The organism is Microvirga arvi (genome assembly GCF_016892765.1).
GTDB lineage: Bacteria > Pseudomonadota > Alphaproteobacteria > Rhizobiales > Beijerinckiaceae > Microvirga > Microvirga arvi.
In genome coordinates this window covers 1-16,101 of the sequence record NZ_JAFEMD010000042.1, presented here as the reverse complement: position 1 = coordinate 16,101, position 16,101 = coordinate 1, and the positions used below count along the sequence as shown (strand labels likewise).

Sequence of the window (16,101 nt, the reverse complement as noted above, 5' to 3'; positions counted from 1 at the left end):
GAGAAGTTCCTCATACTCAGCTATCAACAGGTCCGCCGACCTTAGCACCAGGGCACTTTCTCGGCACTAGCTTCCGACGCCAGAGTTTGGGAAAATGGTCAAGCTTTTGAGGATATAGACGATGGATTTCTCCAACCCGCGAGCATTCATGACATTTTATTTCGTGCTCGCCGCTCTCACGGCTTTATATCCTCAGTCTGTCCAAGCACAATCGCCGTCTCCCAATCCGAGAACTGCCGCCTCCGACACTGCTCTCGATGACGCCCGAGTTGCCTTCGAGGCTTTGTCCGAAACCGATCGGAGGTTGATTCAAGACGCTCTGATATGGACAGGTGACTACAACGGCGTGGCCGACGGAACGTTTGGGCGTCAGACCTATGCTGCTATTGCCGCTTATCAGATCAGATCGCGGCAACAACCGAATGGCATACTCATTCCCCAAGCTCGATCGGGCCTGCTTGCCGCTGCCCAGCAGGCCCGAGCGGCAGCCGGCTTTATGCTGGTTGACGATCCAAAGACCGGGATCCGCATTGGCATCCCTACAAAGATCCTTTCTAAACAGGCCACGAATCCCAGCGGCGGAAGCCGCTGGCAGAGCGCGGACGACAGGATAACACTCGATACCCGCTTGGCGCCGCCGGATGCGACCCTGCAATCACTCTATGACCGCAACCTCTCGATCCAGGCTCCTGGGCGAGCAGTGAGCTATAAAGTGCTTCGCCAGGACTTCTTTGTCATCGCCGGCGAAACATCAATTGGGAAATTCTATACCCGCTACAGCGGCGGCACAGGAGGCCTGCGCGGTTTTTCAATTGGCTATGACAAGACTTTGGCGCCTCAGTTCGACCGGTTTGTCGTCGCTATCGCCAACAGCTTCACACTGTTCCCTGAACAGCTGGCTCCGGCAGCCGTTGCTGTGGCTCCAGTCCCCAAACTGCAGCCTCAAACCGAGCCTCAGGCACCGAACCTCATCGGCACCGGCATCGTTATTGGCCGCCGGCAAGTCATTACGACGGCTCCCATCGCTTCCTGTAGAGATGTACGGGTACCCGGACTCAAGCCACGTCAGATCAACGGCCGAAGTCCCTTCGTGCTGGAATTTGCCAATGATTTGAACGCGCAACCGCTCAAAGCGGCTCATGGGGTTCTCGTGGAAGCCTCGCCCCTCCTGGTCATCGGCTTTGCCGAAGAAGGCGGGAAGACGAATCTCTCCGCTATGCCGGCAAAGGCCTTGAACGCCGGCATAATCTCCGCTCCTTTGCAGCCTGGAATGAGCGGAGCTCTTGTTATAGATATGCATGGCACTCTTGTTGGATTGGCCGGTATCCTTCCCTCAATGCCGCAAAGGATTGCTGGCATAGTCCCGACTGCAAACTACCCAGTCGTCCCAGTATCCGATCTTTTTGGGACCGCTCCAGTACTTGCTGATCAATGGAATGAAGCGGTGGCGCAGAGCCGCAGAGCTGCTGATATCGTAGGGTCTATGCGGCCGTCTTTAGTGCCGATCATATGCGGTCCTTGACTCGCGGGGTGAGACGGCAAACATCCCCTTGCTGAATGCGGAGCATGAAGCCGGAGTTCTCGTCGAACCACTTCTTGAAGTCCTCCCACTCCGCCTGCATCTCGGCCGAGTACTCCCTGATGCGTGCAGCGATGGGCCTAGGCCGCCGGATCGCGTTGTTGCATGGATGAGCAAGTTGGTAACCGGGGCTGGATAGCGTACTCGATAGCGTAGAGGCCTATTTGGCTTCCGAGCAAAGATCCCGTGATGCCCTTCAAGGCTCATGCCGCCCGCCGTCACCGCATTCCCAAGCAGCGGTACCGGGTGACGAACTGGGCGGAGTACGACGCCAGCCTGCGTCAGCGGGGAAGTCTGACGGTCTGGTACACCGAGGAAGCAATCGCCGCTTGGCGGGCCGAGCCGCGCACAACCCGGGGCGGGCAAGCTCACTATTCGGCTTTGGCGATCAGAACAGCGCTGACGTTGCGGGCGGTGTTCCGATTGGCGCTGCGTCAGACGGAAGGCCTGATTGGCTCGATCCTGAAGCTCCTGGGTCTGGATCTGGCGGTGCCGGATCACTCAACCCTGAGCCGACGGGCCGAAACCCTGGAGGTGCCAAGGCCCTGTTCGAGTTCGAGAGGACCTGTTCACCTGCTGGTCGACAGTACAGGCCTGCGGTTGTGCGGACCCGGCGAGTGTCTGGTCGAGAAGCACGGCACCCGAAGACGCCGGTCCTGGCGAAAGCTGCACATCGGCATGGACGCCGAGACTGGACAGATCCTCGCCTCAGAGCTGACCAGCAGGGATGTCGATGATGGCTCACAAGTTGGGCTCTTGCTCGATCAGATCCCAGGTCCACTCGCCTCCTTCATCGGCGATGGAGCTTACGATCAAGCTGGCATCTACAGCACGGTTGCCAAGCTTCATCCTGAGGCTGACGTAATCGTCCCACCACGCTCAACAGCGGTGCCAAGTGAGATGGCAGAGAGCGGCATCGTCACGTTAACGAGTTGTGATCGGGAGCTTGTGTATGAGGCGGTATGAAGAAGCCGCGCCCCTCGCTCTACGCTCGCCACCGTTTCCCTGCCGAGGTGATCAGCCTGACAGTCTGGCTGTACTTCCGCTTTCCCCTGAGCCTCCGGATGGTGGAGGAGATGCTGGCGGCCCGAGGCATCCTGGTCAGCCATGAGACGGTGCGACGCTGGGCCGAGAAGTTCGGTCGGGAGTTTGCCAATCGCATTCGCCGACGCACGCCTCGACCGGGTGATCGCTGGCATCTCGACGAGGTGGTAATTACCATCGCCGGCCAGAAGCACTGGCTCTGGCGGGCCGTGGACCAGGACGGCTTTGTCCTGGATGTCCTGGTCCAGAGTCGCCGCGACCGCAAGGCCGCCAAATGCCTGCTGCGCAAGCTGCTGAAGAAGAATGCCATGGCCCCGCGGGTGATGGTCACGGACAAACTTGGATCCTACGGCGCTGCTCGCCGGGAGATGGGCCTAAGCCTCGAACATCGGCAGCACAAAGGATTGAACAACCGAGCGGAGAATTCCCACCAACCAACTCGCCGACGCGAGCGCCAGATGAAGCGCTTCAAGTCAGCCCGGCAAGCGCAGCGCTTTCTCTCGATCCATGATCCTATCAGCAACCTGTTTCACCTACGGCGGCATCAACTCACGGCCGCAGACTATCGCAAGGCTCGCAGCGCAGCCTTTGAGGCATGGGCGGACATCACGTCTGTGGCGCTCGTCGCCTGAAAAAATAGGCTTGTCACAATCCGAATCCTGTCGAGTGTCCGTTAATGTGACGATGCCATCGATCATGATGCGCTCGGGCTTGGGACCTTCACCCGCCAGCGCGGCAAAGATCCGGTCGAACACGCCGAGCCGGCTCCAGCGCATGAACCTGTTGTAGAGCGTCTTGTATGGCCCGTACTCTTCGGGCGCATCCTTCCACTGTAGGCCGCTGCGGATCACGTACACGATCCCGCTGACCACGCGCCGATCATCCACCCGTGGAACTCCATGAGCCAGCGGAAAGGACGGCGCAATCCGCGCCATCTGACGCTCACTTAGCAGAAACAGACCACCCATTCAGAGCCTCCTCGACAGGAGCCTCTGAATCACACCTCAGCCCAAATTAATAGGTCCTGAGCCTAGAGACACCTGGACCATCGGCATATTTACGTGCCTCGGCTATGGCAGCGGCCCTGCAGTGGTTTCGGCGGCAATATCAGTGAGCAGACGCGTTGATCCGGTGAGCACTTATTCCTGTTCATACGTCGCAAGGTGGTTTCCCGTGGCGGCCGAGTCGTCGAGGCAGAGCCGGTGCTGGTCGTTAGAGGAGCTCTGCGCCTGTTAGAAGTTCCTGAGCCCAACAGCCCAATTCCGGCTGGGCTGCGAGGATGACACGAAGCCCTCCAACCTATGCGTCATGCACCAGAGACTGGTATCCAGAAGTATTGGATGCGCCCACTCTCAGCGTTTGTGGCTGCACGCATGCAGAGTGACCATATGTCTCCTGGAAATGGTCTTTCAGAACGCATAAGAAGGCAATATTGCGAATTATTTATTGCTTAGTTTCAGCCGATTTGCTTCCGGCTAAGTCAGATTGTGCACTCCCATGAATAAACCATCTTACCAGATGCAGATCCATTTCCCTCGACCGCGGATGGATATTGTTCCGCATTATGGTCGACAGAGCGGGCATGCCCGCTCCCGGCGATTGGGCCATGTGTCAGCCCGCTACGTCAGGGCGATCCTGCGCTTGCCTGTCTACGGTGTGCGGATCGTCATGCATCACCTTGCCGGACCTCGCCTTTGGCAACGGATCCGGCTTTTGCCCGTGCCAATCGGGACAGGTCCGATGCATATCCCCCGCGGACCTGAACGGGTTAAGGCGATCGTCTCCGACTTCCATGCCCTTGCTCCGGATCAACAGGCGAAGGTCGCCAAGAACCTTGCCCAGTTGTGGGACAATTTCTTGGGCGTATTCGGTGGATTGAGCGGGTTCTGGGCGTCGCCCTTGGAGGAGCAGAAAGCGTGCATGGACAAGCTTGAGGCGGCCGTCCAGCGCTTGGAGCCTCACAAGCGCTCCGAGACGGGTTTCCAGTATGTCACGATTGAGCTCATGCGGCTCTATCTTGCTTTCTTGTTCATCGGTCGCACCGACACATTGGCGGTTGAGCTTGGAGCCCTTGTGGTTCCACTGATCGACCGGGGACGGTGGGTGGCTGCAACGTCACAAGAAATCGCCCTCTGACCTACAACGACATTTCCGTAACCTGGTCGAATTGGCACTGTCACGGAAACAGCCGACGGAGCGGAGGAGAGTACGATTGATCCGTCCTCATGGGGTGGTCCGGTTGGAATGTTAGTGGAGTGACGGCTTGGACCTGCCCAAGCGCGGCGGCCGCGCGGCTATCAGGACCTCTGACTGCCAAGGTTTGGCCCCATTGGGCGAGTAGCCCAGGACCATGGCTGAACAGAACAGGCAATCTCTCGATGTGGCGGTCGAGGAGACGATTGAACTGGCCCATCAGGCCATCGAACAGACCCGGGCTGAGATCGCCCGCTCGCAGGCTCTGAGCCAGGCCGAAGCCGATCTCGCGCACGCCATTGAACAGATTGCCGAGGAACACGGCGCTTCCGCTGACGAGTGATCAGAAAATCATGAGTGGTGGCTGGTCCCCCATCAATGCCGCGCCGCGTGATGGCACGCCTATGATCCTCTGGATGATTGAAGAGGACGCCCCGCCTGAACTGCCCGAGACTGTGCGCTATTGGATCATCGGTCGCCGGGCAGGCATCTGCTACTGTCAGCTCATTTGCTATCTCCGCTTTTGCTCTGACAGGCAAGTCCGGCGATGGAGGCCGCCTCTCGGCAACCACTGAGCAAGTCGTCAATGCGCGTGGGGTTCTTTTGGCAGACGTAGGACGAACGCGTCTCTCAACTACACTGCACGTCACAATACGCTCGGTTTGTGTCAAACTTCTCGGCGAGAGACGACCGATAGTCATGGTTGCCGAGTATGACGGACGGTAGTCTCCGCAATTCAGCTGGAACACGTGTCGATACAGTTGCGCGTCAGGTCCCACGAAGTGGGGCACCTTCTCAAAGGTAATCTACGCGGGAATGCTTAAAGCGGCACATCCTCGCCACTTGATAGCGATGATTGAGAAGATTGAAGAGGCAGAGCATCTGGATTGCTGTTCAGCGAGCGATGACGCCCGACGAGGAACCCGGGAGGGCAGTGCATCCGTGCCCGTCCCGAGACATGCCTACAGCTGTAGTTGATAAGGCAGCCGAGGCAAGAGTGAGCGGCCTTTCCGGAGGACGCAAGCAGCACAAAGGGGCGCCAGCATGGCACTCTACTTTGCAATTCAGAGGCGGAGTGCTCCGGATCCGTAGCAGCAATCAAAGGCACCTTATCAGGCCAAAAGTGCTGCTGACTATACCTATCCAAATTGGCTGTTCACATATCCTTAGTGGTTATCCTTCTCCGGTTGAGCGATCACTCGTTCTGCACCTAGCCAGGAGGGATATAACCCCCTCGCTTTGTCGAATGGCCTGCCATCTATCGTTGCAGCGAATTCATTGCTTGAGGAAATGATTGAATGGCAATCACCATCAATGCTGCCGATTACGGTGCCACTGCAAACGATGCTACCGACGATACCGCGGCTATTAATGCCGCTCTGAAGGCAGCGAACGCCGCGTACCTTACGGATCCCACCGCCGGCCAAGTTACGGTTATTCTGCCAACCGGCACCTTCATCGTCTCAGGCTCAGGTGACAAAAGCGAGGGGGCTATTCAACTGCTCACCGGCACGACTCTTCAAGGTGCCGGCATGGGTCAGACCACCCTTAAAGTGGCTGACAATTGGGTCGGGGACATCACAGGCGTCGTTCGTACGCCCTTTGACGAAGTCACCACAAAAGCCAGTCTGCTGAACCTCACTATTGATGGGAACCGCGCCCAAACAGCAGGCAAGATCGACGGCTTCTACACAGGCGTGCGTCCCGGCAGCACGCAACAGGATGCTGATATCCGAGTTTCCGGCGTGGAGGTGATGAACTGCTCTGGCTACGGCTTTGATCCACATGAACAGACCATTCGTCTAGTCATCGAGAACAGCTCAGCGCACGGTAACGGTCTCGATGGTTTTGTGGCCGACTACATCGTGGATGGCGTCTACCGCAACAACATCGCCTACGACAATGATCGCCACGGCTTCAACATCACTACGTCCACTACAGACCTTCTCCTCGAAGGCAATAAGGCGTATGACAACGGCTCGGCGGGCATTGTTGTTCAACGCGGCTCAGAGAATATCCCATGGCCGGATGGGGTTCAGATCGTTGGCGGCGAGTATTACAATAATGCCCGTGAAGGCATCCTGCTCAACATGGCTGAAAACGTCACGATCAGTGGTGCGGACATTCATGGGAATATGCTTCAGGGGGTCAGGATCGAGGGGGCGACCAATACTATCGTTCAAAACAGCCATATCTATAACAACGCACAGGCCGCGGATAACACCTACGATGAGGTCAGCATCCGGCTCCGCGCGGATACAGTCACTGGCGTGACATACTATTCAATCGGCACGCAGATCCTGAATAACACCATTGAGTCCACCGGTGCGGTCAATGCCCGCTGGGGCGTGCGTGAAGAGCCGACCAACGATGACGGTGGTGCAACCAACACCATCGTCTCCGGCAATACCATCACGGGAACGGATGCGGGAGCGGTTTCCGTCCCGGGGGCTGCGAACCCGGTAACGGGAGGCACCGGCAACGATACGCTGACAGGCACCGGTGGTGGTGACGAGATGCGGGGCGGCGCCGGTAATGACACTTATGTAGTCGACCACTCTGGTGATGTAGTGATAGAGAATGCCAACGAGGGCAACGACACGGTTCTCGCCTATATCAGTCACACGCTAGCCGCCAATGTGGAAAATCTAAGCCTCCAGGGCAGCAATCCGATTAACGGAACGGGCAATGGCCTGAACAATGTCATTATCGGTAATCTGGCGACAAACACCCTGAAGGGAGGCTTGGGGTCCGATACGCTGGATGGCGGAGCCGGTGCAGATAGTCTCGATGGCGGCGATGGCAATGACACCTACTATGTCGACTCCTCAGCGGACGTTATCGTGGAGAAAGATCATCTGGGTGCTGGCGGCGTCGACACTGTCTTCAGCACAGCAAGCTATATCCTGTCTGCAGAGGTGGAAAATCTCATACTGACCGGAGCATCTCACATCAACGCTACCGGTAATTCAGCGGCCAATCTTCTGACTGGCAATTCCGGCAACAACGTTCTCGACGGCCAAGGCGGCGCTGACCTGATGACCGGCGGGGCCGGCAACGATGCCTATGTTGTCAATCATACTGGTGATGTCGTTGCTGAAGCGGCTGGAGGCGGCACAGATACAGTCTACAGCTCTATCGCCTACACGCTGGGCCAATTCGTCGAGAACCTTGTTCTGCAAGGTATTGCGATCACCGGCTCAGGCAATGATCTGAACAACACCATTATCGGCAACGACGCCGCCAACAAGCTGTATGGCCTTGGCGGTGACGACGTCCTGAGTGGTGGAGCGGGCAACGATACGTTGGACGGCGGAGTTGGGAAGGACACAGCTCAGTTCTCCGGCAATCGTGCGAACTACACGATCGCTGGCCCTCTTGCGAACCGGACCGTCGCCGGTGGAGCTGAGGGCACGGACACCCTGCTGAACATTGATGTTCTGCAGTTTAAAGACGGTATGCTCATTGGCGACACGTGGGTTCCGACCCCGGTTCCTGCTGCTCCTCCGGTCAGCACGAGCAATCCGGTCGTCAGCCGCACCGGCAACGCCCGATCCGAGACGCTCAACGGCCGGGACAACATCGACGACATCATCAAGGGCCAGGGCGGCAACGATACGATCAAGGGCCGCGGGGGCAATGATCGGCTCAATGGCGGCACCGGCAACGACAAGGTCTATGGTGACAGCGGCGACGACCGTGTCAACGGCGACAGCGGCAACGACTATGTCCATGGCGGGTCCGGCAACGACTGGGCCAGCGGCGGCACAGGCAATGACAGGGTCTATGGCAGCTCCGGGAACGACCGGGTGTATGGCAGCTCCGGGCACGACACCGTCGACGGCGGGTCCAGCAACGACTGGGTCTATGGCGACAGCGGCAACGACAGGGTCTATGGCGGTCTTGGCGATGACGTGGTCAATGGCGGAGCCGGCAACGATCGCCTTTATGGCAACGCGGGCAGCGATGCTTTCGTGTTCAACGCAAGGCTCGGGACTGCCTCGACCGACCGCAAGGTGAGCTTCGACACGATCGTCGACTTCAAGGTCAGGGACGACAGCTTCCTGCTCGACAACGCCGTGTTCAAGAAGCTCGGCAGCGGGACGGTGGCCAATCCGACCCAGCTGGACGCCGAGTTCTTCGTCACCGGCACCAAGGCGAAGGAGCGGGACGACTACCTGATCTACAACAAGAAGACGGGCGTGCTCTCCTATGACGCAGATGGCTCCGGCAAGGGTCAGGCGGTGGAGTTCGCCCAGCTGTCGAAGAACCTCGCCCTCACCTACAAGGATTTCTTCGTCATCTGACACCACCCCGCCCAAAGAGCCCCGGCCGAAAGGCTCGGGGCTCTGTCCCGCTTTCCGCCTCCTAGGTCCAGTATTGGCTTGAAGTGGACTCAATGCAGCTAGATGATCCTTTCCCTTTGGATCTGGTTCCCTTGAGAGCCCGCAAAGCGATCTTGCAGGTGTTTGAGGGGCGCTGTCCCAGCAAGGGCGAGATCGCCAAAGTTTCCGATTGCCTCTGGCTGAAAAGTCCTGGCATTGGGCCGGCAGCTCTGAAGTGGATCCACAGCGTCATCTCCGCTCCGGCAGCTTCGAACGAAACACCTTTGGCCGCTCATTTGGCTGATATTGAGTTGCTGCAACGGCTACGTGTTCTTCACGGAGAACTCCAATTTATACTCGGCGCACTTGAGCAAAGGGTATCAAGTTCGCAAGTGCTCCGCCCCGCACAAGAGATCGCTATCGATTAACGAGTTGCCACTTCACTGTAGTTAGTAATGATTGAACCGTAAGCGGTGTTTTCGCCGCACCTTACCTTCATATGTCTGAGCTGCGAGACTGACGATCTTGGATTGGGGATCGTTTTGTGTCGATGGTTAACCATATGCTTGAGCCGCCGCTGGCCGAGCGTCATGCGGCGCAGGTCTCCAAGACCGTAGAGGTTCACGTGAGCCTCACTCAATCCGGCTGCGCCATTACTGCACAGAAGCGAGAAGCTGTAAAAGCTGACACTAGGCATGCGGATCACGGGACAGTTCTGATACAGCAAGATCAGGACAGCGCTAATCTCGGATTGGTGGAGCTTACAGGGCAGTCGTGCGCCTCCGGTGTTATCTGTGCCCACGGTCGATCAGACCGGACACACATGTGGCCAGAGCCCTGACCGCCTGATAGGATCGACCAGCCTGAAAGCACACACATACAGGCGCATCCGAGCGTCAAGGTGACGAACGTCAGGAGAGCGGTCGCCTGCCACTCGCATTGAGCGAGCTCAGCCTCGCTGGCCTTGATCCGGGTAGGAAGGTCAGCGTTGACGTCGCGCATCCATTTACCCACAGGCTCACCCCCAGGTGACACACTAACGCCGTACTTGGCCTGTGAGGTCCCGCCCGCCATGGCGGAGAAACATGACGAAAGGGGCTGGTCTCCCATCAGCACCGCGCCACGGGACGGCACACCGGTGATCCTCTGGATGGCTGAGGATGAGGTCCCGCCCACTCTCCCGCTCACCGTGGGGTTCTGGACCATCAACCCGGCCGCAGGCACCGGCTATTGGCGGATCTTTGGCGATCCACCGCGCTTTGGCTCTGAGAGGCAGATCCGTGGCTGGAAGCCCTACTTCGCAGCCGCTAGTGCAGGGTGGCTTCCAAGGGAATGGACATGAGAACCGAGCCCGACAGGTCGGCTACATCCAAGCGCCAGCCTTGCCAGTCACAGTTTGCCGCCTCCACCCGAAGCTCCTCAAGAGCGCAAAGCGCCTGACGATGTGCGGTCGGAAGGTCCGACACCTCCACACCAACATTATCGAGGATTGAAGCGTGACAGTTGACGAGATGGAAATAGCAGCGCATCGGCAGTTCCGGGAAGATGTCCGCAGCAGGCGGCTCTTTGATGACCTTGGAACGCAACGTTCTTCATAAGCCTACGTTCCAAATGAACAAGCCAAGTCTTATAGGTTGCTCGGATGAGTCTGGCACGTCCCGAAATTGATCTAAGATGATCCTCTGCAGCCTTGGGTAATCCTTCGGGGAGTTGGATGGACGATGCTTCTCTGCGGCTGAAGGGCTCCGGATGGAGGGCCATCGCGGCGAACGGATTATTTACCTTGGCCGTTGCAGGATGCCTGCACCAAACGCGTGGTGTATCAGCCCGACCCATCTCCATAGCCCCCGGGCGTGGAGAGCGCCCTGGCTGAGGGTTCTGGCCCCCTCTTCGGCTAGGGCGTTCTTGCGTAAACTGTCCGGGCGGACCCCACAGGTACACCCAGACGTTATATCTCAGTATCTCACCTGTAATTTTACCTTTGGGGCGACGATGAATGGCACCAACTCTGAACTTCACACAAACATCAAGCAAGCTGAGGCAGAACTTGACCGTTTTGAAAGACGCGTGGTCACGGCAATTATTGTGCCCGTGCCGCTTGTGATTGCAGCCTACTCAGTCCTGCTTTGAGCGCTTCCCCACGCATTTTCGCATAAGCCCCAATATGGAGATAGGAGCGCGCTTCAGGCGGGCGGTGGCCCGACGAACTCGAGATTGTAGCGGGCGGCGATTTCCACGATCTGAGGCATATTTCGCGATGGGTGGAGCCCCTGCCTCTCGACCTCGAGGAAGAACCCTTCGGCACCACCAGGAGTCATCGTGATCAGAAGTTGGCCGTCATCGCTGCCGACGTTCTTGAAAGTGTGAGGAGACCCCTTGGGGATCAGGATTGTGTCCCCATCACTCAGGTCCTGAGCCTCGCCTGCGCACCAGAAGCGGAACTGACCTGACAGAATCCGGAACATCTCCTGTTCCTGATGATGGATATGCATCGGCGGACCGGCTCCAACCGGAACATTCTCGATCCAGTGCGACAAGCTGCCTCCGACCTCACCGGACTGCACTAGAAACGTGCGGGGCAGATCAAAGGCACGATTGTTATCGCCGTCACCAACTCGCCGGATGAGCGCTCCTGCTTCCGAGCCCTTGTTCATCAATCAGCTTCCTTCTGGTTCGATGGCCTTCGAAAGCCCATCTGCTCGAGCATAACAGGGCAGCCTGCCGACTTGAGGCGGAAATTCCGAGTAGTTGGAATGCTTGATCACCTTACGCCGCGGCATAAGGGGCGCCGCTCCTTCCTCTGAAGGATTCTATGACATGCGCATCAGGCTTCTGGCCGCACTTGTTGTTTGCATCGCCGCCTCAACGCCAGTCATGGCTGGTGAAACCAGGGGCACTGGCGGGTACATCACGCGACGCGGAGAGGTAAGGCGATCTACAGCTCTCGGGCTTGAACGATGAGTTTTGCGACCAGGGTGGGAACAATATGATCCCACAGCCTCGCGTGTGCGGTCCTTTGGCCTGATCGCTCGGGGCCTTAGAGGTCTCCTCGGCGGCGTCTGGCCGGCTGAAGCCTAAAAACAGGGTCATCGTTGTGTCGTCTGGCAGACTGACATGACTGATAAATCCAGCCTCAATAGGCCGTAGCCCGTTGCCTTGCATATGGGTCAACTCTGAGCCGAGAGGCTGGAAAACCTGCCATGGTGTCCTCAGCATCGAAGGCCAATCATCGGGAGAACCGGCTCCTGGCCGCCCTGGCGCCGGAGGATCTGGCCTGCCTGGAGCCGCATCTGGAGATCGTGAGGCTATCGAAGGGCGCGATCCTCTACGAAGCCGGTGACACCATCCACTCCACCTACTTCCCGCATAACACCTTCGTGACCCTGCTCAACATCATGGAGGAGGGCCAGTTCGTCGAGGTGGCGTCCTTCGGGCGGGAGGGGCTGTTCGGCCTGATCAGTGCCATTGTCTCCCGCGAGGCCTTCGGGCGCTATAAGGTGCAGATCGCGGGTACCGCCTCCCGGATCCCACTCGACAGGATGCAGGAGGCGATGCAGGCCCGACCCACGATACGGCGACTGATCCTCGGCTATAGCGAAGCGCTGCTGGCCCAGACCTTCCAGGCGGTTTCCTGCAATGCCTTCCATACGGTGGAGGCCCGCTGCTGCAACTGGATCATGAGCACACGAGACCGCATCGATACGGACCTCCTGCCCCTGACCCATGCCGATCTGGCCGAGTTGATGGGGGTGCAGCGCTCAACGATCAGCACTTTGCTGCGCACGTTTCAGGTGCAGGGCCTGATCACCCAGCAGCGCGGGGGCATCATCATCGCGGACCGCCCTGGCCTCGAAGAGATGTCATGCGAGTGCTACGGCAAGATCCGTCGGACCTACGAACGATTGCTGCCCATGACGTCCTCGCAGGATTGATCCTTAGGATGGCTGCGCCAGTCCTGCTCTGAGCCTCGATCATCTTGGCGACAGCGGCTGCCGCGTAGGGCTTTCCGGTGTCCGTCACGAAACCAGCCTTGGCGAGTTTGTCTGCGATCTCCCGCAGGGTGCGCTTGCGGCATTGGACCTTGTACTGCCGCAGCTTCTTGGCCAGAGCGACCATGTCCGGATTGATCTCGACGTAGTTCTCTGCCATCCACGGCCCCATGAATGAACAGGGCAACGTGCTTGCCACTTTCCCCGCTTCGGAACGCATTTCCCGATGAACTCGCTGAGGGAATGGAAACTGCCGTAGGTCTGCGACATCGGTTGCTAGCTCTTGGTACAACAAAGCGATCTGTTTGGAACCATGCGCAATTGGGGCAGGATCGGCACAAACGGCGAGGGTATCGGGATCTATAACTCAAGAGGATAGGATGTACGATCTCTGCCGCCGTACGATACCGTAGTGGTTGGCATGAAACGCGACACCGCCAGCCACAGTACATGGGACCTTGAGAGCCTTGCTTACATAGGGGCTCTGCTTGGTTTGCTGCCGGTCGGCACGCATCAGATCTATTCCATCTCCATCAGAGACTTTCATGGCGGCGACCCCTTCATCCACATGATGGTGGAGCTGATTGGGGGAGCGCTGGGCGGAGCTGTCTTGATCTGCACTATCGGCTGGATCCGAAACAAGCAGGTGATCGAGAAGGGACGTAGGGAGGAGAAAGCCACCTCTAAGCTGGAGCTATGAGGCTGGGGAGCCAAATTTGTGAGGAGCGCCGACCAGGCGTGGCGGGGCTGGCCGCCCTAGAGCGCCGGCGCGGGTACAAGGACCTGTGACAGATCATTAACCTCGGTCGGAGCAGGATGCCTGCGCTGGGCGCAATGTGTATCAGCCCGAAAGAGGCGGGGTTGTTTCGTTCTCCGCACCGCCCCGGCGGAGGTTCATGAACTCCCTCGGCCAGGGCCACAGACGCCCTAAGCCGGAGGTCTAAGACCCCTCGGTTAGGGCGCCTTTGCTGACGCCAAGCAACTTCGCAGAAGGCTGTTCGTGGCACTTCCTTACAGCGTCGGAGCAACACTCCATCGTCGGCTGCAACCGTCATAAAAAACCCTGCCCAGGGTAGGGCAGGGTTGAGTTCATCTTCTCGCCTTCGGGTCTCACTCCGAAAACATGACCAGTACCGCACGCGCCCGCCACCCTGTCAAATGGTACGGAAGTATGAGCGGGCAGCACGATACGTACAGGCCGATGAGTTTGGCCCCAAAGTGGTCAAATCCCAGCAGTGTTGCGGCTGTGCCATAGTCAGAATTTATTCTTGAACCATACTCTTCCCTTGCGACTCCTCGCACAAGGGATGAATTGCTCATGAAAACCCGTCTTCTCGGCCTGCTCGCTGCCACGGCCCTCGCCACCGCCGGCATCTCCGCCGCTTCTGCTGCTGACCTCCCATCACGCGCCGCTCCGGCTCCCATTTACGCTCCCGTCCCGGTCTTCACCTGGACCGGCTTCTACGTCGGTGCCCAGATCGGGTACGGCTGGAATGCCAACGACAACGACATCGTTCTCCCGAGCGGCTTCGTGGTGCAGAGCGGCGATTTCGGTGACAGCGGCGACGGCTTCCTGGCCGGTGTCCATGCTGGTTACAACTACCAGCTCGGCTCGTTCGTGATCGGCGTTGAAGGCGATGTCGAAGGCGTGTTCGGCGACGACGACGATGACCTGGTCATCGTTGGCCCCGACGGCGTCGTGTTCACGAACTACGGCTTCGCTGGCAACGCTCTCGACTGGCAGGGCTCGATCCGCGCTCGCGCCGGTTTTGCGTTTGACCGTGCTTTGATCTACGCGACCGGTGGTTTCGCCTTCGCAGGCGTGTCGGGCAGCTTCGGTCTACTCGACAGCGGCGACGACACGCTGACCGGTTGGACGCTGGGTGCTGGTATCGAATATGCCTTCACCAACAACCTGACCACCCGTCTGGAATACCGTTACACCAGCTATGAGGGTGGTGATAACTTCTTCGACAATGTCTCGCTCGGCAGCAACGACATTGAATTCCACACGGTTCGTGCTGGCCTCAGCTACAAGTTCAGCACCTACTAAGACCCGTCTCAACAAGACACAGAAAAGGCCCGGGCAAACACCCGGGCCTTTTGCGTTTCAAGTGGTGGGAAATAAGAAAGGATGTAGGTCAGGCCCGGGCTGCACTGATATCGGGATCTGTGACGGATTATTTACGTCGGCCGTTGCAGGATGCGGGCACCGGGCGCGTGGCGTATCAGCCCGCACCATCTCCATGGCCCCCACCATGGAAGGCGCCCTGGCTGAGTGTCCTGAACCGTCCTCGGCTGGGGCGTTTTGGCTCCTGCCGTAACGGGCGGACCCCACAGGTGCGCTCAGACGTTATATCTCATCTGAAGCTTTATCTTTAGGGGCAAACAGTTGAGTAGCACCAACTCTGAACTTCACATAAGCATCAAGCAAGCTGAGGCAGAACTTGACCGTTTTGAAAGGCGCGTGGTCACGGCAATTATTGTGACCGTGCCGCTTGCGATTGCAGGCTACTCAGTTCTGCTTTGAGTGCTTCCCAGCGCGTAATCCCGACATAAGCCGCTTATGATAGGAGGCTGGCGAAGCGCTGGCGGCCCTATCAGAATGGCAGGATGCCGTACCTCGCATCTCTTGATCTCCTAATGAAGCCAAGCCCAACGAAGTCTGAATGTCCGGGAACGAGATAGCCCTAACCACGATTATTGTGATTGCGGTCCTCTCCTTGCTATTTGCATTTGTTCTGAGCCGCCGGGCCAAGCCTCGGCAGGAGAGGCTCTAATTCGCATATTCCGTTGTATGGAACGGCTCGGCGAACCCATGATCAACCATTAAGGGGCGAGTTTTAGAGAAGCACTTCCAACATGATCGAGTAGCTGGCGAGGGCGAGCATTACGGCACCGTTGCATTAACCTTGGCCGTTTAGCGAGGGATGGCTAATCGAGGAGCCATCCTGGTGTCGATCTTCAAGCG

General features: G+C 58.3%; 13 protein-coding genes and 1 pseudogene. 11 read left to right on the top strand and 3 right to left on the bottom strand.

Features of this window, described 5'->3' with window-relative positions:
* Positions 1-121: 121 nt before the first annotated feature.
* The 3 genes from ILT44_RS21485 to ILT44_RS21475 all read left to right on the top strand — a co-directional run bounded on the left by ILT44_RS21485 (position 122) and on the right by ILT44_RS21475 (position 3,255).
* Positions 122-1,522, top strand: a complete 1,401-nt coding sequence (locus ILT44_RS21485; protein ID WP_204241665.1) for a peptidoglycan-binding protein — start codon at positions 122-124, stop codon at positions 1,520-1,522.
* A gap of 246 nt (positions 1,523-1,768) precedes the next feature.
* Entirely contained in the window at positions 1,769-2,545 is a 777-nt protein-coding gene (locus ILT44_RS21480) for an IS5 family transposase (protein WP_204241664.1), read from the top strand.
* Entirely contained in the window at positions 2,542-3,255 is a 714-nt protein-coding gene (locus ILT44_RS21475; RefSeq protein ID WP_204241663.1) for an IS6 family transposase, read from the top strand. The genes ILT44_RS21480 and ILT44_RS21475 overlap by 4 nt, the downstream gene beginning before the upstream one ends.
* A gap of 57 nt (positions 3,256-3,312) precedes the next feature.
* Here ILT44_RS21475 and ILT44_RS31050 read toward each other — a convergent pair.
* A pseudogene (locus ILT44_RS31050) lies at positions 3,313-3,591 on the bottom strand (transposase); the annotation flags it as partial.
* Between the two features lie 772 nt (positions 3,592-4,363).
* Here ILT44_RS31050 and ILT44_RS21465 point away from each other — a divergent pair.
* From ILT44_RS21465 to ILT44_RS21450, 4 genes are all read left to right on the top strand, one after another.
* Positions 4,364-4,759 (top strand): hypothetical protein, encoded by a 396-nt coding sequence (locus tag ILT44_RS21465; RefSeq protein WP_204241661.1) that lies wholly within the window; start codon positions 4,364-4,366, stop codon positions 4,757-4,759.
* Positions 4,760-4,973: 214 nt separating this feature from the next.
* On the top strand, positions 4,974-5,159 hold the full coding sequence (locus ILT44_RS21460; protein ID WP_204241660.1) for a hypothetical protein: 186 nt from the start codon (positions 4,974-4,976) through the stop codon (positions 5,157-5,159).
* 955 nt (positions 5,160-6,114) lie between these two features.
* Positions 6,115-9,123 (top strand): glycosyl hydrolase family 28-related protein, encoded by a 3,009-nt coding sequence (locus ILT44_RS21455; protein ID WP_204241659.1) that lies wholly within the window; start codon positions 6,115-6,117, stop codon positions 9,121-9,123.
* 92 nt (positions 9,124-9,215) lie between these two features.
* Positions 9,216-9,569 (top strand): hypothetical protein, encoded by a 354-nt coding sequence (locus ILT44_RS21450; RefSeq protein ID WP_204241658.1) that lies wholly within the window; start codon positions 9,216-9,218, stop codon positions 9,567-9,569.
* Between the two features lie 879 nt (positions 9,570-10,448).
* Here the strand turns inward: ILT44_RS21450 and ILT44_RS21445 are convergent.
* The gene (locus tag ILT44_RS21445) at positions 10,449-10,727 is read right to left on the bottom strand and encodes a DUF6894 family protein (RefSeq protein WP_204241657.1); all 279 of its coding nucleotides are present in this window, start codon (positions 10,725-10,727) and stop codon (positions 10,449-10,451) included.
* A 406-nt stretch (positions 10,728-11,133) separates the two neighbouring features.
* Between ILT44_RS21445 and ILT44_RS21440 the strand changes: the two genes are divergently transcribed.
* Positions 11,134-11,271 (top strand): hypothetical protein, encoded by a 138-nt coding sequence (locus ILT44_RS21440; RefSeq protein ID WP_204241656.1) that lies wholly within the window; start codon positions 11,134-11,136, stop codon positions 11,269-11,271.
* A gap of 53 nt (positions 11,272-11,324) precedes the next feature.
* Here ILT44_RS21440 and ILT44_RS21435 read toward each other — a convergent pair whose 3' ends face one another.
* A complete protein-coding gene (locus tag ILT44_RS21435; protein WP_204241655.1) occupies positions 11,325-11,795 on the bottom strand; it encodes a cupin domain-containing protein in 471 nt (156 codons plus the stop codon).
* Between the two features lie 546 nt (positions 11,796-12,341).
* Between ILT44_RS21435 and ILT44_RS21430 the strand changes: the two genes are divergently transcribed.
* The 3 genes from ILT44_RS21430 to ILT44_RS21420 all read left to right on the top strand — a co-directional run bounded on the left by ILT44_RS21430 (position 12,342) and on the right by ILT44_RS21420 (position 15,183).
* Positions 12,342-13,073, top strand: a complete 732-nt coding sequence (locus tag ILT44_RS21430) for a Crp/Fnr family transcriptional regulator (RefSeq protein WP_204241654.1) — start codon at positions 12,342-12,344, stop codon at positions 13,071-13,073.
* A gap of 478 nt (positions 13,074-13,551) precedes the next feature.
* Positions 13,552-13,830, top strand: coding sequence for a hypothetical protein (locus tag ILT44_RS21425; protein ID WP_204241653.1), 279 nt, complete (start codon positions 13,552-13,554; stop codon positions 13,828-13,830).
* 618 nt (positions 13,831-14,448) lie between these two features.
* A complete protein-coding gene (locus tag ILT44_RS21420) occupies positions 14,449-15,183 on the top strand; it encodes an outer membrane protein (protein ID WP_204241652.1) in 735 nt (244 codons plus the stop codon).
* Positions 15,184-16,101: the final 918 nt, after the last annotated feature.

Bases quoted from the DNA above. Each gene is read 5' to 3' on its own strand.
- ILT44_RS21435 (WP_204241655.1), bottom strand. From the start codon at position 11,795: ATGAACAAGGGCTCGGAAGCAGGAGCGCTCATCCGGCGAGTTGGTGAC.
- ILT44_RS21475 (WP_204241663.1), top strand. From the start codon at position 2,542: ATGAAGAAGCCGCGCCCCTCGCTCTACGCTCGCCACCGTTTCCCTGCC.
- ILT44_RS21450 (WP_204241658.1), top strand. From the start codon at position 9,216: ATGCAGCTAGATGATCCTTTCCCTTTGGATCTGGTTCCCTTGAGAGCC.
- ILT44_RS21460 (WP_204241660.1), top strand. From the start codon at position 4,974: ATGGCTGAACAGAACAGGCAATCTCTCGATGTGGCGGTCGAGGAGACG.
- ILT44_RS21430 (WP_204241654.1), top strand. From the start codon at position 12,342: ATGGTGTCCTCAGCATCGAAGGCCAATCATCGGGAGAACCGGCTCCTG.
- ILT44_RS21440 (WP_204241656.1), top strand. From the start codon at position 11,134: ATGAATGGCACCAACTCTGAACTTCACACAAACATCAAGCAAGCTGAG.
- ILT44_RS21480 (WP_204241664.1), top strand. From the start codon at position 1,769: ATGCCCTTCAAGGCTCATGCCGCCCGCCGTCACCGCATTCCCAAGCAG.
- ILT44_RS21455 (WP_204241659.1), top strand. From the start codon at position 6,115: ATGGCAATCACCATCAATGCTGCCGATTACGGTGCCACTGCAAACGAT.
- ILT44_RS21425 (WP_204241653.1), top strand. From the start codon at position 13,552: ATGAAACGCGACACCGCCAGCCACAGTACATGGGACCTTGAGAGCCTT.
- ILT44_RS21420 (WP_204241652.1), top strand. From the start codon at position 14,449: ATGAAAACCCGTCTTCTCGGCCTGCTCGCTGCCACGGCCCTCGCCACC.
- ILT44_RS21465 (WP_204241661.1), top strand. From the start codon at position 4,364: ATGCATATCCCCCGCGGACCTGAACGGGTTAAGGCGATCGTCTCCGAC.
- ILT44_RS21485 (WP_204241665.1), top strand. From the start codon at position 122: ATGGATTTCTCCAACCCGCGAGCATTCATGACATTTTATTTCGTGCTC.